This is a genomic window from Streptomyces doebereineriae (assembly GCF_031845645.1).
Lineage (GTDB): Bacteria > Actinomycetota > Actinomycetes > Streptomycetales > Streptomycetaceae > Streptomyces > Streptomyces canus.
Genome location: NZ_JAVREZ010000005.1, coordinates 252071 through 272764, shown reverse-complemented (window position 1 = coordinate 272764; position 20694 = coordinate 252071). Strand labels below are relative to the sequence as shown.

Annotated in this window: 19 protein-coding genes and 3 pseudogenes; 13 read left to right on the top strand and 9 right to left on the bottom strand. The window is 68.7% G+C overall.

Annotated features, from left to right (window positions below):
- Window positions 1–99: 99 nt before the first annotated feature.
- The 3 genes from RNB18_RS17445 to RNB18_RS17435 all read right to left on the bottom strand — a co-directional run bounded on the left by RNB18_RS17445 (window position 100) and on the right by RNB18_RS17435 (window position 2324).
- A complete protein-coding gene (locus RNB18_RS17445; RefSeq protein ID WP_311714989.1) occupies window positions 100–1161 on the bottom strand; it encodes an LLM class flavin-dependent oxidoreductase in 1062 nt (353 codons plus the stop codon).
- Window positions 1161–1712, bottom strand: a complete 552-nt coding sequence (locus RNB18_RS17440; protein WP_311714988.1) for an SRPBCC family protein — start codon at window positions 1710–1712, stop codon at window positions 1161–1163. Before RNB18_RS17440 ends, RNB18_RS17445 begins: the two co-directional genes overlap by 1 nt.
- A gap of 114 nt (window positions 1713–1826) precedes the next feature.
- On the bottom strand, window positions 1827–2324 hold the full coding sequence (locus tag RNB18_RS17435) for a winged helix-turn-helix transcriptional regulator (protein ID WP_311714987.1): 498 nt from the start codon (window positions 2322–2324) through the stop codon (window positions 1827–1829).
- Between the two features lie 104 nt (window positions 2325–2428).
- Here RNB18_RS17435 and RNB18_RS17430 point away from each other — a divergent pair, with 104 nt between their 5' ends.
- Complete coding sequence (locus tag RNB18_RS17430) at window positions 2429–3328, top strand: short-chain dehydrogenase/reductase (protein ID WP_311714986.1); 900 nt, start codon at window positions 2429–2431, stop codon at window positions 3326–3328.
- A gap of 42 nt (window positions 3329–3370) precedes the next feature.
- Here the strand turns inward: RNB18_RS17430 and RNB18_RS17425 are convergent, their stop codons facing one another.
- Window positions 3371–4054 carry a TetR/AcrR family transcriptional regulator gene (locus RNB18_RS17425; RefSeq protein WP_311714985.1) on the bottom strand — a complete coding sequence of 228 codons (684 nt, stop codon included), beginning with the start codon at window positions 4052–4054 and terminating at the stop codon, window positions 3371–3373.
- 243 nt (window positions 4055–4297) lie between these two features.
- Here RNB18_RS17425 and RNB18_RS17420 point away from each other — a divergent pair, with 243 nt between their 5' ends.
- Genes RNB18_RS17420 through RNB18_RS17410 form a run of 3 tightly spaced genes read left to right on the top strand, consistent with a single transcriptional unit; the run spans window position 4298 to window position 7711 of the window.
- Window positions 4298–5272, top strand: a complete 975-nt coding sequence (locus RNB18_RS17420; RefSeq protein ID WP_311714984.1) for an enoyl-CoA hydratase/isomerase family protein — start codon at window positions 4298–4300, stop codon at window positions 5270–5272.
- Between the two features lie 7 nt (window positions 5273–5279).
- The gene (locus RNB18_RS17415; protein ID WP_311714983.1) at window positions 5280–6203 is read left to right on the top strand and encodes an alpha/beta hydrolase; all 924 of its coding nucleotides are present in this window, start codon (window positions 5280–5282) and stop codon (window positions 6201–6203) included.
- A gap of 35 nt (window positions 6204–6238) precedes the next feature.
- A complete protein-coding gene (locus RNB18_RS17410; protein WP_311714982.1) occupies window positions 6239–7711 on the top strand; it encodes a class I adenylate-forming enzyme family protein in 1473 nt (490 codons plus the stop codon).
- A 352-nt stretch (window positions 7712–8063) separates the two neighbouring features.
- Here the strand turns inward: RNB18_RS17410 and RNB18_RS17405 are convergent, their stop codons facing one another.
- Window positions 8064–8954 carry a TIGR03620 family F420-dependent LLM class oxidoreductase gene (locus RNB18_RS17405; RefSeq protein ID WP_311714981.1) on the bottom strand — a complete coding sequence of 297 codons (891 nt, stop codon included), beginning with the start codon at window positions 8952–8954 and terminating at the stop codon, window positions 8064–8066.
- A 98-nt stretch (window positions 8955–9052) separates the two neighbouring features.
- Between RNB18_RS17405 and RNB18_RS17400 the strand changes: the two genes are divergently transcribed.
- The 4 genes from RNB18_RS17400 to RNB18_RS17385 all read left to right on the top strand — a co-directional run bounded on the left by RNB18_RS17400 (window position 9053) and on the right by RNB18_RS17385 (window position 13245).
- Window positions 9053–9628 carry a TetR/AcrR family transcriptional regulator gene (locus tag RNB18_RS17400; protein ID WP_311714980.1) on the top strand — a complete coding sequence of 192 codons (576 nt, stop codon included), beginning with the start codon at window positions 9053–9055 and terminating at the stop codon, window positions 9626–9628.
- 138 nt (window positions 9629–9766) lie between these two features.
- Complete coding sequence (locus tag RNB18_RS17395) at window positions 9767–10783, top strand: NADP-dependent oxidoreductase (RefSeq protein WP_311714979.1); 1017 nt, start codon at window positions 9767–9769, stop codon at window positions 10781–10783.
- 184 nt (window positions 10784–10967) lie between these two features.
- On the top strand, window positions 10968–11666 hold the full coding sequence (locus RNB18_RS17390) for an SDR family oxidoreductase (RefSeq protein ID WP_311714978.1): 699 nt from the start codon (window positions 10968–10970) through the stop codon (window positions 11664–11666).
- 127 nt (window positions 11667–11793) lie between these two features.
- Window positions 11794–13245, top strand: a complete 1452-nt coding sequence (locus RNB18_RS17385; RefSeq protein ID WP_311714977.1) for a DHA2 family efflux MFS transporter permease subunit — start codon at window positions 11794–11796, stop codon at window positions 13243–13245.
- 106 nt (window positions 13246–13351) lie between these two features.
- Here the strand turns inward: RNB18_RS17385 and RNB18_RS17380 are convergent, their stop codons facing one another.
- The gene (locus tag RNB18_RS17380; protein WP_311714976.1) at window positions 13352–14224 is read right to left on the bottom strand and encodes an alpha/beta fold hydrolase; all 873 of its coding nucleotides are present in this window, start codon (window positions 14222–14224) and stop codon (window positions 13352–13354) included.
- 81 nt (window positions 14225–14305) lie between these two features.
- Here RNB18_RS17380 and RNB18_RS17375 point away from each other — a divergent pair, with 81 nt between their 5' ends.
- Window positions 14306–14911: a CGNR zinc finger domain-containing protein gene (locus tag RNB18_RS17375; protein WP_311714975.1), complete on the top strand. Its 606-nt coding sequence runs from the start codon at window positions 14306–14308 to the stop codon at window positions 14909–14911.
- Between the two features lie 10 nt (window positions 14912–14921).
- Here the strand turns inward: RNB18_RS17375 and RNB18_RS17370 are convergent, their stop codons facing one another.
- Entirely contained in the window at window positions 14922–15431 is a 510-nt protein-coding gene (locus tag RNB18_RS17370; RefSeq protein WP_311714974.1) for a winged helix-turn-helix transcriptional regulator, read from the bottom strand.
- Window positions 15432–15449: 18 nt separating this feature from the next.
- Between RNB18_RS17370 and RNB18_RS17365 the strand changes: the two are divergent.
- Window positions 15450–16041, top strand: a pseudogene (locus RNB18_RS17365) (TetR/AcrR family transcriptional regulator); the annotation flags it as partial.
- Window positions 16042–16204: 163 nt separating this feature from the next.
- Here the strand turns inward: RNB18_RS17365 and RNB18_RS17360 are convergent.
- Window positions 16205–17071, bottom strand: coding sequence for an alpha/beta fold hydrolase (locus RNB18_RS17360; RefSeq protein ID WP_311714973.1), 867 nt, complete (start codon window positions 17069–17071; stop codon window positions 16205–16207).
- 565 nt (window positions 17072–17636) lie between these two features.
- Between RNB18_RS17360 and RNB18_RS17355 the strand changes: the two genes are divergently transcribed.
- From RNB18_RS17355 to RNB18_RS17350, 3 genes and pseudogenes are all read left to right on the top strand, one after another.
- A complete protein-coding gene (locus RNB18_RS17355; protein WP_311714972.1) occupies window positions 17637–18506 on the top strand; it encodes an alpha/beta fold hydrolase in 870 nt (289 codons plus the stop codon).
- A pseudogene (locus RNB18_RS53695) lies at window positions 18433–18807 on the top strand (amidase family protein); the annotation flags it as partial. The gene RNB18_RS17355 and the pseudogene RNB18_RS53695, both read left to right, overlap by 74 nt.
- Window positions 18808–18870: 63 nt before the next feature.
- A pseudogene (locus RNB18_RS17350) lies at window positions 18871–19661 on the top strand (GlxA family transcriptional regulator); the annotation flags it as partial.
- Window positions 19662–19728: 67 nt separating this feature from the next.
- Here the strand turns inward: RNB18_RS17350 and RNB18_RS17345 are convergent.
- Window positions 19729–20634, bottom strand: a complete 906-nt coding sequence (locus tag RNB18_RS17345; RefSeq protein WP_311714971.1) for an aminoglycoside phosphotransferase family protein — start codon at window positions 20632–20634, stop codon at window positions 19729–19731.
- Window positions 20635–20694 lie beyond the last annotated feature (60 nt).

Sequence of the window (20694 nt, the reverse complement as noted above, 5' to 3'; positions counted from 1 at the left end):
GGCGCGCCCGACGTGCGCCTTCCGTGGTGAGGTCCTCGCGCCCGGAGCGGGTTCCGCCCTCGCGACCGGGCGCGCCGCCTCGGTCGCCATGGCCCGTCGCTACCGTGCCGCCTCGTCCTCGATGTCGCGGACCAGGTCGATGGCCCGGCCCAGGGTGACGAGGCGGGCGTCAATGGTCTCGCCCGCGGGATAGAGACGAACCGTGTCGACACCGGCCTCGCGCCACACGCGCAGCCGCTCGCGCACCATGGCCTCGGTTCCGATCAGTGTGGTCGCCAGCACCATCTCGTCGGTGACCAGGCCGGCCGCGCCGTCCCGGTCTCCGGCCTGCCAGCGGGTCCGGACCTCGGCCGCCACCTCGGCCCATCCCTGGCGGCTGTAGGCGTTGTTGTAGAAGTTCGTGGTCGCGGAGCCCATGCCGCCGAGGCTGAAGGCCAGCTCCTTCTTGCGCCCGGCCACCATCGCGCGCAGCACGTCCTCGTCGTCCGCGAAGGCGACCTCGGCACCCTGACAGATGTCGAGGTCGGAGCGGGTACGGCCGGCGGCGGCCAAGCCCTGGTCCAGGTGGTCGAAGTACGCCTCCTTGGCGCCTTCGGGTACGAAACTGGTGCCCAGCCAGCCGTCGGCGATCTCGCCGGTCAGGTGCAGCATCTTCGGCGAGAGGGTGGCCAGGTAGACGGGGATGTCGTAGTCGGAGCGCATGGACAGGCGCATGGGCCTGCCGTCCCCGCCCGGCAGCGGGATCTGGAACTCCCGCCCCTCGTAGGAGAGTTTTTCTCCGGCGGCGGCCTGTCGGACAATCTCGACGGTCTCCCGCATGCGCGACAGGGGTCGAGCGAAGGGCACGCCGTGCAGCCCTTCGATCACCTGCGGTCCGGAGGGGCCGAGTCCCAGGAGGAAACGTCCCTGAGAAAGCTGCGACAACGTGATCGCGGCGCGGGCGATGGCCACCGGAGTGCGGGTACCGAGCTGGATGATCCCCGATCCGAGAAGCATGCGCTCGGTCTTCGCGGCGAGGTAGCCCAACGGCGAGGGCGCCTCGGAACCCCATGCTTCCGCGACCCAGCAGATGTCCAGACCGAGTTTCTCCCCCTCGGTGACATAGTCGACGAGCTCCCGCCAGTCGCCCCCGGAGGCCTCGATCGTGGTGGAGGTACGCATCAGAGACCCACCTCGCCCGAGGTCCCGGTTCCCTCGGTGCCCTCAGTACTCTCGGCCAGCTTCTTGATCTTTTCGAGGGTGACGGTCATGTTGGCCTCGAACTCCCGCATCCGTACGAAGACGATCTTCTGCTCCTTCTCCGGCATGCGATCAATGGCGAAGGAGAGGCCCGAGCGGCCCGGCCCCATCTGCATCCACTCCGTGAGGAGAGTGCCGCCGTCCTGCGGCGCCACCGTGAACCGCCAGATCGCCGACGGATGCTGCGGATCCTCGACCGCCCAGGCGAGCGTCCTCGACGGTTCGTACTCGACGATGTGGGACGTGGTGGCCCACTCCCCGAACGCCTCATGCTTGCTCCGGCCGATGAACCGGGCTCCCGGAGCGGGGCCGCTCCGGCCGTCCAGCCACTCGACCGACTGGAGCTCGGAGCTCAGCCGCGGCATCAGATCGATGTCGGCAACCAGCGCCCACACCCGCGCCGGCGGGGCGGCGATCCAGGTGTGGACCTCAACCGCCGGCTTATCCGCGTAGCGCGCGCCTGTCCACTCCATGGTCCTGCGACTCCCTGCCTCTACCGAGAATCCTCATTCGAGTACCTGACCAGTAAAGTTGCGTAAACGGACTTACTTGTCAAGGCTGGGTACGGGCGCCACGGAGCCGGCGACTCAGCCCGCGAACCGCTCCCGCACATCCGGCCGTTCGGCCACATGCGGTGGATAGCCGGGGCCCATCCGCGCGCGGGTGTTGTCCGCGGTCATGGGCTCGCCGCAGGCGGCGCACACCACCTCGGCATGGGTTTCCCGCCCGCACACATCGTGCAGCATCGTCACCGGCGGGCCCGCTTCCCCGGCCAGCCAGCGGTCTCCCCACCGGTTCATCACCAGCAGCACGCCGTAGAAGTCGCGCCCCATCTCGGTGAGCACGTAGTCGTGCCGAACCGGCTCCGTCTGGTACGGCCGCTTCTCCAGCAGCCCCTCCTCCACCAACCGGCGCAGCCGGTCCGTCAGCGTGTTGCGGGCGATCCCGAGCGACTCCTGGAAAGCGTCGAAACGCCGGATCCCGTAGAACGCCTCACGCAGCACCAACGGCGTCCACCAGTCCCCGAGCAGGTCCATGGTCCGCGCGATCGAGCAGGGCCACTGCGCAAAGGATGTCCGTCTCATGACGGCCAGCATAGGTTCGTCCAGTCGTGAGACCCAGCAGGTAAAGCGAGCAGCGGCCTGCACGGCCCCTTGTGTTCCATCAATAACGAAGTTATGTTGCCGCCATGAAACGTGACTTGCTGGGCAGAAGGCTGGTTGTCACCGGAGCGGCACGCGGCATCGGCGAGAAGGTGGCGCGCCTCGCCGCCGCCCGAGGTGCTCGTGTGACCGTGATCGGGCTGGAGCCCGATCGATTGCGCGACCTCGCCGACGACCTGGGCCCCGCCGCTTCATGGTGTGAGGCCGATGTGCGCGACGGCGCCGCTCTGCGGTCGGCGATCGACGAGGCCGCCGAGGTCATGGGCGGCATCGACCTCGTCGTCGCCAATGCCGGCGTGGTGGCGTACGGGACGGTGCGGCAGACGGACGAGGCATCGTTCGAGCGGGTGATGGACATCAACCTCAACGGCGTGTTCCGCACCCTCAAGTACGCGACGCCCCATCTGGAGCGCAGCCGGGGTCACGTGCTGGTCGTGGCGTCCGCGCTGTCGTTCATGCCGCTGGCCGCGATGGCCTCGTACGGCGCGAGCAAGGCGGCGGCCGAGCTGCTCGCCCTGACCTACCGCCAGGAGGTGGCACACCTCGGGGTCACGGTCGGCCTGGTGCACCCCTCCTGGATCGACACGGACCTCGTCCGGGGCGCCGAAGCGGATCTCCCGTCCTTCCATGGACTGCGAAACCGGCTGCCCTATCCGGGCAACGTCACCACGAGCGCCGACCGGGCGGCTGCCGCGATCGTCGACGGGCTCGTGCGCCGACGCAGCCGCGTGTATGTGCCTCGCGCGGTCGCCGTGGCCAACTGGGCGAAGGGAGCGCTGAATTCACCGCTGGCCTGGCCGTGGGCAAGGCGCTTCGCGGCCCGGGCGGTTCCGTCCCTCGAACGGGAGGTCGCAGCGCTGGGGAGGCATGACCAAGTCACGCCGGGTACCGATGCTCCCGCCGCCGTGGAGACCATGTCGCCATAGCCGCGCACCGGCGCACCGGGCTGCGCCCAACCCCCTGGCGTCTTACCGGACTTGGCCGATCGAGTCGTACAGGCGCGCGCCGGCCTCGTGCGAGGCCTCGGCACGTTCCCGCTCGTCACCCAGCCCGACCGAGAAGTTCACGCCCATCGGCAGGAGCACCTGCGCCACGGCGTCGTCGAACTCGACGAAGTGCTCAGCCAGTTCAAGGGTGATGTAACCGTGTACGAAACTCCACAACTGGGCGGCGATGGCTTCGGGTTCCTGCCGCGCGACCCTGCCGGAGAGCACCAGCCGTTCGCACGCCGCGATCACATGAGCGTGGGCTTCCCGAAAGGCCGGGGAATGCCCGCTCAGGCGAAGGTCCGCATCCGACAGGGGCCGGTACGTCGCCCGAGTCGACAGCCCGAACATCAGGTCGTAGAGGTGAGGGTTCTCGCGGGCCAGCCGACGGCAGGTCAAGGCCATGGCGAAGAGATCCGCGATCGGGTCCTCCGTCACCGGTACCCGGGCGAACGCGCTGCCGAGTTCCCTGAACCCATGGTCGGCAACGGCGCCCATCAACTCGGGGATCCCACCGAAGTGGCTGTAGACCACCATCGTCGACAGACCGCTCGCGGAAGCCACCGTGCGCGCCTTCAAAGCCGATGGCCCCTGCTCGGCCAGCAGACCGATGGCCGCCCGCACAAGCCGTTCCGGTGCGTCGTCAAGCCTCGCCCGCCCTGCCATGTCCCGCACCCCTCCACCGTTGACACACATGAAATAACTTGGTTATGTCATTCGTCACGGCAATAGTACACATCGCACATGCCGTGCCGTCTCGGACACAGCGTCCACCCTTGGACACCTCATCACGCGCCGGTGCGGACGCGGCCCGTCGGGGCGCATCCGACCCCCCTCGCCGCGACCCGCGTCCACTCCGCGCCTGTCCGCGCACACCATCCCCCTGAACTCAGCACGGGAGCAGAATCCATGCCGTACAAAGACAAGGGCCATCTGGAGATCGAAGATCGCGGGGCCGTCCTGATCGTCCGGGTCGACGGTGGCCCGCATCAGGAGTTCGGCCTCGATATCGCCCGTCAGCTGGACAAGCTGGTAGCCCGGGCCGACCGCGATCCGGGCATCCGTGCCGTCGTCTTCACCGGGGCGCACCCCGAGCGGTTCGTCAGCCATGCCGCGGTGCGGTGGCTGCAGGAAGAGGGCGCCGCGAGCCCTTCGGTGGGCCGACGGGGTGCCGCAGCCGTCGTACGCGCGGCGAAGCACGTGGACCGGTCCCGTCTCCTCGGGCCCTTGATGCGCAGGACCCCGATGCGCGGAGCCCTTCAACTGGAGCGCCTGCACACGACGTTCCTCCGGATGAACGCCAGCGGTGTCCTCTTCGTCGCCGCCCTCAACGGTTCGGCTCTCGGCCTCGGCGCCGAGTTCGCCTGGGCGTGCGATCTGCGGGTCATGGCCGACGGGGACTACTTCATCGGCCAGCCGGAAATCCTCCTCGGCATCATCCCGGGCGGAGGCGGCACCCAACGGCTGACCCGTCTGATCGGCACCCACCGGTCCTTGGCCGCGATCCTCGAAGGCAAGCCGTTCACGCCCGCGGAGGCTCTCGCCAACGGCGCGGTCGACGAGGTCGTTGCGCAGCACAAGGTGCTCGCGCAGGCGGTCGAACTCGCGGAACGCTTCGGCAAGCGGTCGAAGGGGTCGGTCGCGTCCGCCAAGAGGTCGGTGTACTTCGGCGGCTCGATGTCGCTGAAGGACGGCCTGCACGTCGAACGCGCCGAGTTCTTCACCAGAGTCATGTCGAAGGAGGGGCAGGAACTGATGCTCGACTACATGGAGACGACGGACGCCACCGGCGAGCTCCCGCTCTACCGGCCGGACACCTACGCGCAGGCGCTCACCTCGGGCAGTGTGCCCGGGCACCGCTCGACGCAGTCGACGCGGCGGTGAGTCGACGATGACCACCGCGCACTCCTTCACCCGTCAGGACATCACGTTCCCCTCCGGCGACAGCACGTGTGCCGGATGGCTCTACCTCCCGACGGGTGTCACCTCCCCGCCCGTCGTCGTCCTCGGACACGGCCTGGGCGCAACCCGCGAGATGCGCCTGGACGCCTTCGCCGAGCGTTTCGCACAGGCCGGTATCGCCGCCGTGGCCTTCACCTACCGGCACTTCGGCGACAGCGGCGGCCACCCGCGCCAGCTCCTGTCGATCAAGCGTCAGCTCGCCGACTGGGATGCCGCCCTCGCCCACGTCAAGACCCGTTCCGACGTCGACCGCTCCCGGGTCGCGGTCTGGGGCAGCTCCTTCGGCGGCGGCCACGCCATCACCGTCGCCTCACGCCATCCAGAACTGCGTGCGGCCGTGGCCCAGTGTCCGTTCACCGACGGACTCGCCTCCGCGCTCGCGCTGGGCCCGCTCGCCTCACTCAGGATGACCCCCGTGTTCGCCCGTGATCTGGCGACGAGGGTCCGCGGCAGGGCGCCCGCGATGGTTCCCATCGCCGCCTCCCCCGGTTCACCGGCCCTCATGAACGCCCCTGACGCCCTGCCCGGATACCAGGCGCTCCAGCCGCCCGGCACGACATTCCGCAACGAGGTGGCGGCACGGGTGATCCCGACCATCGCCGCCTACCGGCCCGGGCGTGCGGCGAGGAAGGTCACCATGCCGATCCTCTTCTGTGTCAGCAACACCGACTCGGTCACGCCTCCCGCCCAGACCCTCCGGTACGCGGGCACCGCGCCCCGGGGAGAGATCAAGAGGTACGACGCCGGCCACTTCGACTTCTACACCGGCGAGACCTTCGAGCAACTGGTCCGCGACCAGACCGAGTTCCTCGTCCGCCGGCTGCACCCGGCGCCCGCCGTCCAGACTCCCTGACCGGATCGCATCACCCCGAGACAGGTACGCCCGCCATGAATTTCGCTTCTCTGCCCGACCGCCGTGCCGAGCTCGACCCCCATGGAGCCGCGGTCTCCGACGGGCACCGGTCCCTCACCAACACGCAACTGCTGAGCCGGGTCCGAACGGCGGCGCGTCAGCTCCAGGACCACGGGATCGGTCCCGGTGACGTCGTCGCCCTCCAGCTGACCAACCGCGTCGAGTTCGTGGTCCTGCTGTTCGCCTCCTGGCGGCTCGGCGCCACCGTCACGCCGGTCAACCCGAGCATGACCCACGTCGAAGTGGTCCGACAGCTCCAGGACTCCGGTGCGCGCCTGCTGGTGGTCGAGGACGGTACGGCCGTCATGGCGCACGAGGTCGCCGTACTCGCGGTCGGCGAACTGTACGAAGGAACAACAGAGCCGGATCAAGCACCGCTTCTGGACCCGGCCACGCCGGCCCTGCTCATCTACACCAGTGGTACGACCGGAGTGCCCAAGGGCGTGATGCTCGACCACGCCAACATCGACGCCATGGTGGAGATGGGGCGCCGGGCGCTGGAGGTCGGGCCGGCCGACCGGTGCCTGCTGATCCTGCCGCTCTTCCACGTCAACGGCATCGTGGTCAGCGTCCTTCTGCCGCTGCTCGTGGGCGCGAGCGTCGTCATCGCGGGCCGCTTCGCCCCCCGCACCTTCTTCGAACTCGTCGAGCAGGAGCGCCCCACCTTCTTCAGCGCGGTGCCGACGATCTACAGCATGCTCGCGGCGCTCCCGGACGACGTCCGGCCCGACACCTCGTCGCTGCGGTTCGGAGTCTGCGGCGCCGCACCCGCCTCGGCCGAACTGCTGACCCGGTTCGAGGCCCGGTACGGGTTCCCGCTCGTCGAGGGGTACGGCCTGTCCGAAGGGACCTGCGGCTCCACCATCAACCCCGTCGCCGGCCCTCGACGCGCCGGAACCGTGGGGCTTCCCTTCCCCGGCCAGGAGATCCGGATCGTCGACACCGACGGCACCGAAATGGCGCCGGGCACGGACGGTGAAGTCGTCGTGAGGGGCCCCAACGTCATGCGTGGGTATCTCGGCCGGCCTGACGAAACGGCCCGCGTCATCGTCGACGGCTGGCTGCACACGGGAGACGTCGGCCACCTCGACGCCGACGGCTATCTGACTCTGGTCGGGCGCTCGAAAGACATGATCATCCGCGGCGGGGAGAACATCTACCCCAAGGAGATCGAGGACGTGCTCGCAAGCGACCCGGCCGTGCTCGAGGCCGCCGTGATCGGCGTACCCGACGAGAAGTGGGGCGAGGTGGTCGTCGCCTACGTCCAGCCGCGACCGGGGTCGACCGTCGATCCGTCGGCCCTGAAAGCCCTCTGTGCGCGCAGCCTCACCGGCTACAAGCGCCCGACCGCGTTCTTCGTGGTGGAAGCCCTCGCGAAGAACGCGGTCGGCAAGATCGACAAGACCTCGCTGCGTGCCGGCCACGCCGCACGCTCTGCCCGATCCTGATCAACGTGGTTCCAGAGCGGCCCACAGCGTCCCGGGCTTCACCGGTCAGGAGCGAGTGGGCCGCTGCCACTGCCGCTCTCGTCGAAGGCCCGGGCGCGGCGCAGATGCGGAATGGCGCCCTTGAGGCACCTCAGTGATCCGTAGGCACTGTCAATCACCTCGGTGCGTCGGAGGGAAGGTCCGGCCGGTCGAGTTCGTCGACGCCGTCTCCGAGTCGGCGTCGAGCGAAATCCTCCGCGAGGATCTCCCCTCCCCCAACGCGTGACACCGGCCGCGCGGCTGCTCAGGCAGGCCCCCGGTCACAGGGCGCCGCGACCCGTCATGGGACGCGGCACCCTGCACGAACCGCGAATCAGGAGTCGCCTCCCTGGGGCAGGAGTGCCTCGCCGAGCATGCGCCAGTACGGCATCGCGGACTCGCCCGGCTCGACCCCGATCACCTGCACGGCGACATGATCGGCTCCGGCCTCGACATGGGCATGGAGCTTCTCGACGATGGTGTCCAGGTCGCCCCAGAACACGAGGTCGTCGACGATGCGGTCGCTGCCATCGGCGATCTCCTTCTCGGAGTAGCCCAGTCGACGGAACTTCGCGATGTTGTAAGGGGAGTTCAGATAGACGTGCAGGTGCTTTCGCGCGATCGCGCGGGCCCTGTCGGGGTCCGACTCGAACAGCACCGCGTGCTCGACGCCCAGGAACGCGTTCGGTCCGAGGATCTCGCGCGCCTGCGCGGTGTGCGCCACGTTGACGTGATAGGTCTGCGCGCCGGCCGTGCGTTCGCGAGCCAGCTCGAGCATTTTGGGCCCGTACGCGGCCATGATGCGGCGCATCGGAGTCTTCGGCAGTGGATTGGGAGTCTCGACCGCGTCCATCTCGTCGAGGTACGCCGTCATGGCCGCCAGGGGCTTGGTCCCCGGGCCCTGCCCGCCGCCGAACCCCAGACCGAGCACATGCCGGTCGGGATAGGCGTCGGCCAACAGGAGGGCGGCGCCATACGCCCACCGGGCTCCGCGTGACCAGATCTGTGCGATGCCGTTGACGACGCGCATCCGCTCAGTACTGGAGAGCAGATAGCCGGCGTGCGTGAGCGCGTCGCGCCCGAGAAGCTCGGGAACCCACAACGCCCGCCAGCCCCGTTCCTCGAGTTCCTGTACCGACTCGCGTATCAGCGCCGCCGGTTGGACCTCGAAGTCGAAGGTGTAGAGCCCGAACGTCCCGAGATCCAGGCCATCAATGCTGCCCATCGAACTCTCCTCGCGGATGAAAGAGCGGCCCCTCCAGGAGGGCCGCGCACTGCCACTCCCCATTGAAGCAGACAGACCTGTCTGTTAACTTGCGTCTCATGAGTACTGCGCCAAAGCGACTCCCGGCCCGGGACCGCATTCTCGACACCGCCTGCGAGCTGTTCTATGCCCACGGCATCCACGCGGTGGGGGTGGACCGGCTGATCGCCGAGTCGGGAGTCGCCAAGGCCACGCTGTACAAGCAGTTCCCCAGCAAGGACGACGTGGTCGCCGCCTACCTGCGCCGCATGGACGACAGATGGCGACGCCAGCTGCGCTCGGCGGCGTCCGCGGCCGGCGACGACCCGCGCGACCAGCTCTTCGGCCTTTTCGTCGCAATGGAACACGCGGCACGAGGGGGCACGCTGGGCTGTGCGTTCATCAACGCGGTGGCGGAGTACGAACCCGGCAGCACGGCGCACACCATCACCGTCGAGCACAAGCGCGCCGTACGCGACTGGGTGCGCGACCTGGCGGCCGCGGCCGGCGCCGCGGAACCCGACATGCTCGCTTTCCAGCTCACGCTCCTCATTGACGGCACGCTGGCGGCGACACGCGTCGAACGGGCCGACGCCGCCGCCGAGGCCGCCAAGCGGACGGCCCGCGACCTCCTCGACGCAGCCTGCCCCCGATAACTCCTGGAGCCAGCCGTTCGCGGCTCACTCCAGGACGGTACAGACAAACCTTTCTCTTTAGTAGACAGACCTTTCTGTTCGCAATGCCGGAGCACCACTTCCACCGAAGAGCACCACCTCCACCGAAGGGTTCGATCCATGTCCGAGCAGACTCTGCCCACCACCGCCCGCGCCTGGCACCTCGACAGCCGCCCTGAGGGCCGACCGACGGCGTCCAACCTCTCGCTGCGCGAGGTGGACCTCCCCGCACCCGGCCCCGGCCAGCTCCTGATCGCCAACGAGTACCTTTCCGTCGACCCCTACATGCGCGGCCGGATGAGCGACAAGAAGTCCTACATCGATCCCTACGAGGTGGGCGCGCCGCTGGACGGACCCGCCGTGGGCCGCGTCCTGTCCTCCCATGCCGAGGGTTTCGCTCCCGGCGACTACGTGGTGCACGCCCTCGGCTGGCGCGACCACGCGATCCTCGACGCGGCAGGCGCTCAGAAGGTGGACCCGAATCTCGCACCGCTCCCCGCCTACCTGGGCGTGCTCGGCGTTCCCGGTCTCACCGCGTACATCGGCCTGGAGCGGTTCGCGAAGATCAAGGAGGGCGACACAGTCTTCGTCTCCGGTGCCGCTGGCGCCATCGGCACCCAGGTCGGCCAGATCGCCAAGCTGAAGGGTGCCGGCCGGGTGATCGGCAGCGCGGGCTCGGACGAGAAGGTCAAGCTGCTCATCGAGGAGTACGGCTACGACGCGGCGTTCAACTACAAGAACGGGCCGGTCGCCGAGCAGCTGGCGCAGGCGGCACCGGAGGGCATCGACGTCTTCTTCGACAACGTCGGCGGCGAGCACTTGGAGGCGGCGATCGGCGCCCTCAAGCTGCACGCACGGATCGTCCTGTGCGGGATGGTCTCCCAGTACAACGGCGAGAAGGTCGTGGGCCCGCGCAACCTGTGGAACCTGTCCGTCACGCGTTCGGACATCCTGGCGTTCATGTTCAGCGAAGAGCTGGACCTCCAGCCTGACTTCGTCCGCGAGGTCGGCGGCTGGCTCGCCGAGGGCAAGCTCCACTACCGCGAAACCGTCCGGGACGGCCTGGAGAACACCTTGGACGCGTTCCTCGCCATGATGCGGGGCGAGAACGTCGGAAAGATGATCGTCAAGCTCTGAGTCCGCCTTTGCCGGACCGCGCGATGGGGCCTGCCCGCGTAGGGCGGGCCCCCTTTCGCGTCATGTGCGGGCCGGTCGCGCGCCAGGGGCGTGCGCATCCTCTCCGCGCAGGCACTTGCGATCATCACCCCTCCCCGTTTAGATTATGATCGTAATTCAATTACCTACTTCACCAGGAACCTCCATGGACCTCTCCACCAGCACCGTTCTCGTCACCGGAGCCAACCGGGGATTCGGCAGGGCCCTCGCCGCCGAACTGCTCAGCCGCGGCGCCACCGTCTACGCCGGCGCCCGCAACCCCGACCAGGTCGACCTGCCCGGCGTCAAGCCGATCGCGCTCGACATCACCGACCCCGCCTCCGTCGCGGCCGCCGCCGAGGCCACCGGCGATGTCACGGTCCTGGTCAACAACGCGGGGTCGTCCACCGGCGCCGACCTGCTGACCTCCGACCTGGACGCCGTCCGCCTGGAGATGGACACCCACTACTTCGGCACCCTGTCGGTGACCCGCGCCTTCGCACCCCAGATCGCGGCCAACGGCGGCGGCGCGATACTGAACGTCCTCTCCGGCCTGTCGTGGGTCAGCTTCCCGGACTTCGGCGCCTACTGTGCCGCCAAGTCCGCCGAATGGTCGCTCACCAACGCCCTGCGACTCCAGCTCGCCGACCAGGGCATCCGCGTGGCCGGCCTGCACGTCGGCTACATGGACACCGACATGGTCCGAGCCGTCGACGCGGCCAAGTCCGACCCGGCCGACATCGCGCGGATCGCCGTCGACGGGATCGCCGCCGGCGCCTACGAGATCGTCGCGGACGACGCCTCCCGCCAGGCGCAGGCCGCACTGGCCGGAGGCGTGTCCGTGCTCTACCCGCAGCTCCCCTGAGAGCAGCCGCCCAGCGATCAGCCCCGAGTCCGACGGATGCCGGTGCTCGCTGTCGCTTCCCCGTGCCGTCGCCCGCCGGCATTCACGTCATTGATCCATCGGCCAGTACGTCTGCCCAGGGAACGCCATGAAACAGCACAGTAAGCAACGGGTTCGGGGCGGCAGTGCCGTCTGGGCCGTGGTCATCACCAGCGCGGCCGGGTTCATCACCGCGCTGGACAACCTGATCGTCACGACCGCGCTCCCCTCGATCCGTGAGGATCTCGGTGGCGGACTTGAGGACCTCGAGTGGACGGTGAGCGCCTACACCCTCACCTTCGCGGTCCTGCTGATGTTCGGTGCTTCGCTGGGTGACCGCTTCGGCCGCCGGAGACTGTTCGCCATCGGGCTCGGGATCTTCACCACGGCCTCGGCCGCGGCCGCACTCGCACCGGGGATGGGTGAACTGATCGCCGCGCGGGCGGCGCAGGGCGTCGGGTCCGCGATCGTGACACCGCTGACGCTCACCCTGCTGTCGGCCGCCGTCCCCGCCGAGCGGCGTGGCGCTGCCCTGGGTGTCTGGGGCGCGGCCAGCGGCATAGCCGTCGCCACCGGACCGCTCATCGGCGGCGCACTCACCGAAAACCTGTCCTGGCAGTGGATTTTCTGGGTGAACGTCCCCCTCGGTCTGGCGCTGATCCCGCTCGCCCTGCTGCGCCTGAACGAGAGCCACGGCCCGACCCCGACCCTCGACCTCGTCGGCACCGTTTTGGCCAGCGGCGGTCTGTTCGGCATCGTCTACGCCCTGGTACGCGGCAACACCGACGGCTGGAGCAGCGCCACGGTGCTGGGCGGCTTCTTCGCCGGTACGGCCCTGCTGGTCGGCTTCGTCCTGTACGAACTGCGCGCCAAGCACCCGATGCTGCCGATGCGCCTGTTCCGCATTCGCTCCTTCAGCGCCATCAACGCCGCCAGCCTGCTGATGCTGCTGGGCATGTTCGGGTCGATCTTCCTGCTCAGCCAGTACCTGCAGACCGTCGGCGGCTACTCGCCGATGCAGGCCGGCGTGCGGATGCTGCCCTGGACCGCCATGCCCATGATCGCCGGACCGCTGGCCGGGGCACTGTCCGACCGCATCGGCGGCGCACCCGTCGTCACGGCGGGCATGGCCCTGAACGCGGTGGGCCTCGGCCTCTGGGCCATCACCGTCGAGCCCCACGTCGCCTACACCCACCTGCTGCCCGCACTGATCGTCTGCGGCATCGGCCTGGGCATGTTCTTCGCTCCCAGCGCCAACCTCGTCATGAGCACCGTCCGCCCGGAGGAGCAGGGCATCGCCTCCGGCGCCAACAACGCCATCCGCGAGGTCGGCGGCGCCATCGGCGTCGCAACGCTGGCCGCGGTCTTCTCCGCCCAGGGCGGCTACGGATCCGCGTCACAGTTCGTGGACGGACTGATCCCGGCGCTCTGGGTCGGAGCCGGCGCGGTCGCCCTCGCCGCCGCCGTCGCACTGCTGATGCCCCGCCGGCGCAAGGCCGACCGCGTGACCCCCGGCCTTGCCCTGGGAGATACTCCGCCCGGCGTCACGGTCACGGCCTGAAGCCAGGACCCATGGGCGGCTCAGCCGGTTACGGCGGGGCCGCCCCTCGGCCTTTCGCCCGCCCAGGCGTGCCCGGTCATGGGACACCGGTGGCACCGGGGGCTGCTCAGCGGCTCGCCTCACCGGCCAGGAAGGGCCGCAAATGCGCCAACAGGGCTTCCGGCTGCTCCTCCGGGATGAAGTGGCCGCACTCCGGGATCTCGGCACCGGTGACGTCGTCCCCGTAGTCACGCCAGATCTCCAGCGTCGGCAGGCGGGCAGGCAGCCCCGCGGAACCCCACAGCGCCAGCAACGGCATGGCCAGGCGGCGGCCTTCGGCGGCGTCGATGTCGTCGAGCGCGGTGTCCTCCTCCAGGGCGCGGTAGTCGTCGAGGCTCGCACGCAGGGCGCCCGGGCGGGAGAACGCACGGACGTAGCCGTCGACCGCGTCGGCCGTGAGTCCGTGGCGGTTGTAGGTCCAGCGCTCGAAGAAGTACTCGAGGTATCCGCGGATGTCGCGTCCCACGAGGCGCTCGGGCAGATCGGGCTGCATGTGGAACAGCCAGTGCCAGTACCCGGAGGCGAGTGAGGCGTCCAGGCGGCGGAACATCTCCCGGGTGGGAACGATGTCGAGCACGGCCAGCCGTTCCACCTGGTCCGGGCGGTCCAGCGCCCAGCGGTGCCCCACGCGAGCACCGCGGTCGTGGCCCACGACCATGGCCCGCTCGAAGCCGAGCGCCTCGACGAGGCCCGCGATGTCGGCGGCCATCCGCCGCTTGTCGTATCCCGTGGTGGGTTTGTCGCTCAGGCCGTATCCGCGCAGGTCCGGCGCAACGACGGTGTAGTCGGCGGCGAGATCCGCCAGTACCGGCCGCCAGCAGTCGGAGGTCTGCGGCCAGCCGTGGAGCAGGACGAGCAGAGGGCCGGCCCCGGCTCGGACGTAGTGCAGGCGGACCCCGTCCACCTGCGTCACTCCGGTCGTGACTGTCGGCTGTCCCATGGGTGCGCCTTCCTGACGTGAGCTACGAGCCAACACGAGCTAACCGTCTTAGACGGTTAAGCTAGCGTGCAGAATGAAGGCGTGGCAACGGACGACATGTGGATCTGGGACGGCGGACGGCTCTGCCTGGACTTCGCCAACACCCTGCGAAGCCGGTGGAGAACCACTCCGGTGGAGACCCTCCGGGAACCGGACGACCTGACAGGCTGGCTCCGGGAGGCCCTTCTGCTCGCACCGGCGACCACCGAGCCCGCCACGGCGGCCGTTCTCATGTCCGCCCGGCGGCTGCGCGAGAGCGTCGACAGGGCCGTACTTGCGGTCGCCGACGGCCGACCGCCCACATACGGCGACGTGACGCTGCTCAACCGGTCGGCAGCGGCGGCCCCCAGACCCGCCCTGCAACTCGTCATCACCGACGACCGCCTGGAGCCCGCCGGGCCCACGCCCCTCGCCGCCGACCCCGAACTCGCCCTGGCGCTCATCGCCCAGGACGCCGTCGACCTGCTTCTGTCCGCGGAGATCCGGCGCGTACGCGTCTGTGGAGCCGACCGCTGCGCTCTGCGATTCCTGGACCGCTCCCCTGCCCGCAACCGCCGATGGTGCTCCATGTCCCGCTGCGGAAACCGCACCAAGGTCCGCCTCCATCAGGCGCGTTCACGACAGAGCGGCCCGATGGCGGACGACTGACCGCCTCAGCTCACTCGGGCGACCTCACCCGAAAGGCCGGGCCGGGGACGCTCTCGATGTCCATTGCCTGCACCGGATGGCCCTGTTCGCAGCGGAGCTGGACGTCGACGTGCGCACCGCACTCGCGATGCCGCGCCAGGACCGCCGGCCCCTCCGGGTCGGCACGGTAGCGGTCACCCCACTTCAGCAGTCCCAACACGGCCGGCACCAGATCCATCCCCTTGGACGTGATCACATACTTCGGCCGGCTCCGCGAGCCCGGCTCCTTGTAGGTCTCGGTGGCCAGGATCCCTTCCTCGACCAGCATCCGAAGCCGTGCCGCGAGCAGGTTACGAGGACAGCCGAGGACCCGTTCGAACTCACTGAAGCGGGACGAGCCGTACCAGACCTCACGCAAGATCAGGATCGTCCACTTCTCACCCACGACCTCAAGAGTCCGCGCGATGGAACAGTTCGACGTGTCCCGGTCGAGCCGGGGATCCAGGCCGGTGTCTTGGAGAACTTCGGTCCACGTATCCATGTGAGCGATTCTAACCGTTTGAGTTTACTTTCAGAGACTCAGCCGCGGGGAGCAAGCGCGGCGCACAAGCAGGTAACGCGACAACGGATCATCGAGACGGCCGGGCACCGATTCAAGCAGGACGGCATCGACGGCTCGGGAATCTCCACACTGATGGCGGACGCCGGGCTCACCAATGGAGCGTTCTACGCCCACTTCGCCTCCAAGGACGACCTCGTCGCCAACGTCGTCGCCCATGAACTGCGCACACGGGCGGATCAGTGCGACGCTGCGGCCAGGTCGAGAGGGACTTGAGGACTTCGTTCGCGGCTATCTGTCGCCCGAGCACCGTGACCGGCCCGGCACCGGATGCCCCTCCGCCGCGCTGCTCGACGAGATCGGCGGCTGCGCGGACGGCACCAAACAGGCGTACACCGAGGGCCCGACGGCCATCGTGGAAGAGAGCGCCGCCCGTCTGGCGCCCGCGGATCCGCAGTCCGCTCGCGGCAGAGCCATCGGGTTCTTCACCATGATGGTGGGGACGCTGCAGCTGTCCCGCGCCCTCACCGACCGCAAACTCGCCGACGAGGTCCTCGATCGGGGAATCGAGAACGCCCCGACGTTCATCGACCGAGAGGCGCGACCACGCCGCAACAATGGCGGCGGTTCGAGGTCGGCCTCCGGCGGGCGGTACGCGCAGGCATCGAGCCAATGCCCGGAGGCGAGGACTCTTCCGGGCATTCGGCTATGCCCACTCCCGGCCAAACGCGCCGCCCGCCCACCCCTGACACCCGCTACCGCTCAAGGAAGTCGAGGGCTTCCGCCACGAACTGCTCGTGGAACTGGAAGATGCCTCCGTGGCCGGCGTCGGGGTAGACGACCAGGTCGGCGTTCGGCAGTCGCCGGGCCAGGTCGAACGAGTTCTTCGTCGGCACCATCCTGTCGTTGTCGCCGTTGGCGACGAACACGGGCTGATGGATGACGGAGAGGTCCTGGGGCTGCGCGAGCCCCCAGCGGTGGATGGCCTTGAGCTGGGCGAAGTAGGACGTGAGAGAGATCGCCTTGTCGCGGTCCTGGGTGCGCTCCTTGAGCCGCGCCAGGAACTGCTTTCCGGCTCGGCGCCCGCCCGGGGTGCGAGTGAAGAAGAGGAACTGCTTCGGGTCCTGGAGGGTGAACAGGGCCCGGACGGTGTCGAGATGGGACAGCCGGGTCACGTTCTTGATGCCCTCGCCGCCCGCGGGGCCGGTGCCCGTGAGCATCAGCCTGCGGACGAGCTGCGGTTCGTCCTGCGCGATCACCTGGGCGATCATGCCGCCCATCGAGAAGCCGTGAATGTCGACATGTTCGAGCCCGAGCCCCCGGATGAAGGTGACGGCGTCCTTCGCCATCTCCTCGATGGTCTTCGGTGTCGAGCCGCTGGATGCGCCGACGCCCCTGTTGTCGAAGGTGACGACGCGATGCCTGGCGGCGATGCCGTCGACGACCCGGGGGTCCCAGTTGTCGAGCACCGCGGAGAGATGGGTGATGAAGACCACCGGGACACCTGCCTTCGGGCCGAGGTCGCGGTAGGCGAAGGTCACTCCCCCGGCGGTGAGGGTGCGGGTGGGTGCCTTCCTGTACGACGTCACCACGTCGCCCCGTATTCCTTCTGCGTCGTTCACGGCCGTGCCCTTCTGCGTGGGTTCCGGACTGCGGCTGCGGCCCCGACCCGGACGACGGCAGAAGGTCCGCAGGGTTCGGAACCCTGCCTGGTTGAGCCCTTCAGCATCACACCGACCATTGAATTATGGCCATACTCCAATGCGTTCGCAAGGGGTGCGCCCCACATGAGGTCACACCGCCGGGGCACATCGGCCGACGACCGGGCCTTACGCCACGCCCATGGCCTGCCCCCAGTAGCAACCGACGCGGCCGACGCCGGTACGCGGACCGTAGGGGTGAGGTTGGCGAGGCGCTGGAGCGACGAGGACATCGCGTCACGCGGGCCGCCGGCCACGAGGCACGTGCGGGACAACGGTTCCACTTGCAGCCCGCCGACCAGCCGCTTAGCATGATGAGCGTAATTCAATTTGCGGGAGCCTGGTGCCGGCGTCGGGCACCGCGCCCGCGCGCCTTACGCGCGCACTGTCGTCGGCCACACGGAATCAGAGCACTTTCCGGCGCGGAGGAAGCCCGGGACGGACAGCCCACTCGTCTACTTGCTCCACCTACATGAAAGACCTGGCCATGAGCGCACCGCGAAACTCCCCTTCCCCCTCACGATCGTCGTACAAGAACGCGCCGACCCGTTCCGTGTCCGTGGACGGGGTGGACTTCGCCTACCGCGAACTCGGCCCCGAGGACGGCGTGCCACTGGTCCTTCTGATCCACCTGGCCGGAAACCTGGACAACTGGGACCCGAGAGTCGTCGACGGGCTCGCCACACGGCATCGGGTGATCACCTTCGGAAACCGCGGGGTGGGCGGGTCGGGCGGCTCCACGCCGGACACCATCGAAGGGATGGCCCACGACGCGGTGCGGTTCATCCGCGCGCTCGGCTTCGACCAGGTCGATCTGTTCGGTCTGTCGATGGGCGGCTTCGTCGCACAGGTCATTGCGGCGGAAGAACCGCACCTCGTCCGCAAGGTCATCCTCGCGGGCACCGGCCCCGCCGGGGGCCACGGCATCGACAAGGTCCCGACCCTGGCCGTTCGGGCCACGATCAGAGGCGCCCTGACTCGCCAGGATCCGAAGCTCTCCATCTTCTTCACCGACACCGCGAGCGGCCGGAGGGCAGGACGCGCCTTCCTGCGGCGGCTGGAGGAGCGTACGGACAACCGCGACAAGGACATCTCGCTGACGTCGGTCCGCGCCCAGATGAAGGCCATCAAAAGATGGGGCCGCCAGGCACCGTCAGACCTGTCGGCAATTCACCAACCGGTACTCGTGGCAAACGGCGAGAACGACCGGATGGTGCCCAGCCGGAACACGATCGACCTGGCCGCCCGCCTGCCCAAGAGCGAGCTCGTCCCCCTCTATCCCGATGCCGCCCATGGTGGGGTCTTCCAGAACCACGAGGACTTCGTCGCAAGGGCGCTCGGGTTTCTCGAGTCCTGAGCTTGATCGGCTGCCCTTGGAGCGGCATTCGCCGCTCCGGATGCCCGGACAGCCGCGTGATGGGATGTCCGGCCGCTCTGGCGCGCCTCCCGCGAGGTCTACCTGGACCGCATCGACGCCCACAACGAGACGCTCGACGCGATCGTCACCCTCGACGTCGAACGGGCGCGGAGCGCGGCTTAGCCCGCTGCTCGGCCTGCCGATCACGCTGAAGGACAGCTACGACACCGCTGGTCTGCGGACCGCCTGTGGTCGGACCGATCTCAAGGACTACGTGCCTGAACAGGACACCGAGGCGGTACGACGGCTGCGTTCCGCAGGGGCGGTGATCATCGGCAAGACCGTATGCGGAACATGGGCCGCGAAGCACGGCCCGGAGGCCCTGCGCACCGCCGACACCGTCGTCATCCCGCCCTTCACCCCCACCACCGTCACGACGGAAGTACCGCAAGCCGTGGTGGAGTCGCTCGCTTCCGTCACCGCCGGCACGCGTCTCGTATCCATCTGTACCGGCGCCTTCGTTCTCGCCGCGGCCGGTCTGCTCGACGGTCGGCCGGCCGCCACGCACTGGATGGTCGCGGACCTCTTCCGCGCATGCTTCCCACAGGTCGCACTCGATCCGGACGTCCTGTTCATCGACGACGGAGATGTGCTGACCTCAGCCGGTGCGGCTTCCGGGCTGGCGTCTGCCTGCACATCATCCGCAAGGATCACGGCAGTGAGGTCGCCAACCAGGTGGCCCGCATGTGCGTCGTCCCTCCGTGGCGGGACGGAGGACAGGCGCAGTGCATCCAGCATCCGGTGCCCGAGGCCACGGCCGGCGGAACGGCCACTGCCCGCCAGTGGGCGCTGGAGAACCTCCACGAGCCCATGACGCTGACGGATCTCGCCGAACACTCCCACATGAGCCTGCGTACCTTCGCCCGCCGCTTCACCGAAGAGGCGGGCATGAGCCCGGGACGCCGGCTGATCCAGCAGCGCGTCGACCGGGCACGGCACCTCCTGGAAACCACCGACCGGCCGGTGGACGAGATCGCCGGCCAAGTCGGCTTCGCCGGCGGCACATCACTGTGAGAACACCTGCACGCCGCCGTCGGCATCTCACCGCTCGCCTACCGGCGCACCTTCCGCGGCACCCTGTCCCCCGCACCCTGAGAATTACCGCGCAGCTCCCGCTCCGCCAACGCGGCGATGAGCCGGCGCACCGCTTGAACCCATCAGGTCACGCGAGCGACTTGTCCGCAAGGATGCGTTCCAGGGATCGTTGACCCGTCCGGCTCATGACCGGGTTGCTTTTGACGTAGTACCAGACCAGCCCCATCGCTTGAATGAAAGCCCACGCCTTGCCTCGCTCCCATTCGAGGTCGTCGCTACCCAGGTGATCACGGAGCACTTGCCGCGGCTCAGCCTCGAGCAAATGCCACGCACTCACAAGATCCAGCGAAGGGTCAGCCGGCCCGAAGCCGCCAACGTCGAGAACCCCCGCAAGCCGGCCGGCGGACACGAGCACGTTGCCGGGAATCAGATCGCAGTGGGCCATGGCGTCCTCAGCTGCACCTCGCGGCAGATCACGCAAAGTCGCCCAGATACGGCGCAGCCGAAGGACATCCAAGAGATGCTCGCTGTTTCTGAAACAGGTCTCCATCCACGCGTCATGGGACCGCAGGTCGCCTCCTCGGCCTGTGCCGGCGAACGTGCGGCCGTGCGTGTCGATCGCGCGCAGTTCGCCGATGAGATCGGCCAAGTCACGGGCGAACACGGACGATTCGCCTGGGTCCTCGTTGACGGCCACGACGCCGGGCAGCCATGTCTGCACCGACCACGGAAGCGGGTAGCCTGCCCCGGGTTCACCGAGCGCGACCGGCTCGGGTGTGGGGAAACGCGTGCGACCTGCCAGCTCGCGAGCCGCTTGCGCTTCGGACTCCAGCCAGCGCCGCGTTGATTCGACGTCTGCGGACTCAAGAGGGAATCGGGCTGCGAACCGGTCGCCAATACGGAAGACGGCGTTGACCGTGCCCTGTGCCGCGATGCTCCTGACCGGCAGGCTCCGCCACTCAGGAAACTGCCGCTCTACCAATATGCGCACCGTCTCAGGTGACACAGTCAGCTGGTTGGCGTGCATCTTCATGGTGGAAGCATTCGCGTCGCGATCTTCAGCTGCAACCCATTTCTGTCGCGCATCCTCGTC

Excerpts from the sequence above, each read along its gene's own strand:
- RNB18_RS17405 (WP_311714981.1), bottom strand. The coding sequence starts at position 8,954 with ATGGGCAGCATTGATGGCCTGGATCTCGGGACGTTCGGGCTCTACACC.
- RNB18_RS17370 (WP_311714974.1), bottom strand. The coding sequence starts at position 15,431 with ATGGATACGTGGACCGAAGTTCTCCAAGACACCGGCCTGGATCCCCGG.
- RNB18_RS17400 (WP_311714980.1), top strand. The coding sequence starts at position 9,053 with ATGAGTACTGCGCCAAAGCGACTCCCGGCCCGGGACCGCATTCTCGAC.
- RNB18_RS17380 (WP_311714976.1), bottom strand. The coding sequence starts at position 14,224 with ATGGGACAGCCGACAGTCACGACCGGAGTGACGCAGGTGGACGGGGTC.
- RNB18_RS17435 (WP_311714987.1), bottom strand. The coding sequence starts at position 2,324 with ATGAGACGGACATCCTTTGCGCAGTGGCCCTGCTCGATCGCGCGGACC.
- RNB18_RS17345 (WP_311714971.1), bottom strand. The coding sequence starts at position 20,634 with ATGAAGATGCACGCCAACCAGCTGACTGTGTCACCTGAGACGGTGCGC.
- RNB18_RS17420 (WP_311714984.1), top strand. The coding sequence starts at position 4,298 with ATGCCGTACAAAGACAAGGGCCATCTGGAGATCGAAGATCGCGGGGCC.
- RNB18_RS17440 (WP_311714988.1), bottom strand. The coding sequence starts at position 1,712 with ATGGAGTGGACAGGCGCGCGCTACGCGGATAAGCCGGCGGTTGAGGTC.
- RNB18_RS17410 (WP_311714982.1), top strand. The coding sequence starts at position 6,239 with ATGAATTTCGCTTCTCTGCCCGACCGCCGTGCCGAGCTCGACCCCCAT.
- RNB18_RS17445 (WP_311714989.1), bottom strand. The coding sequence starts at position 1,161 with ATGCGTACCTCCACCACGATCGAGGCCTCCGGGGGCGACTGGCGGGAG.
- RNB18_RS17425 (WP_311714985.1), bottom strand. The coding sequence starts at position 4,054 with ATGGCAGGGCGGGCGAGGCTTGACGACGCACCGGAACGGCTTGTGCGG.
- RNB18_RS17395 (WP_311714979.1), top strand. The coding sequence starts at position 9,767 with ATGTCCGAGCAGACTCTGCCCACCACCGCCCGCGCCTGGCACCTCGAC.
- RNB18_RS17430 (WP_311714986.1), top strand. The coding sequence starts at position 2,429 with ATGAAACGTGACTTGCTGGGCAGAAGGCTGGTTGTCACCGGAGCGGCA.
- RNB18_RS17355 (WP_311714972.1), top strand. The coding sequence starts at position 17,637 with ATGAGCGCACCGCGAAACTCCCCTTCCCCCTCACGATCGTCGTACAAG.
- RNB18_RS17385 (WP_311714977.1), top strand. The coding sequence starts at position 11,794 with ATGAAACAGCACAGTAAGCAACGGGTTCGGGGCGGCAGTGCCGTCTGG.
- RNB18_RS17390 (WP_311714978.1), top strand. The coding sequence starts at position 10,968 with ATGGACCTCTCCACCAGCACCGTTCTCGTCACCGGAGCCAACCGGGGA.
- RNB18_RS17415 (WP_311714983.1), top strand. The coding sequence starts at position 5,280 with ATGACCACCGCGCACTCCTTCACCCGTCAGGACATCACGTTCCCCTCC.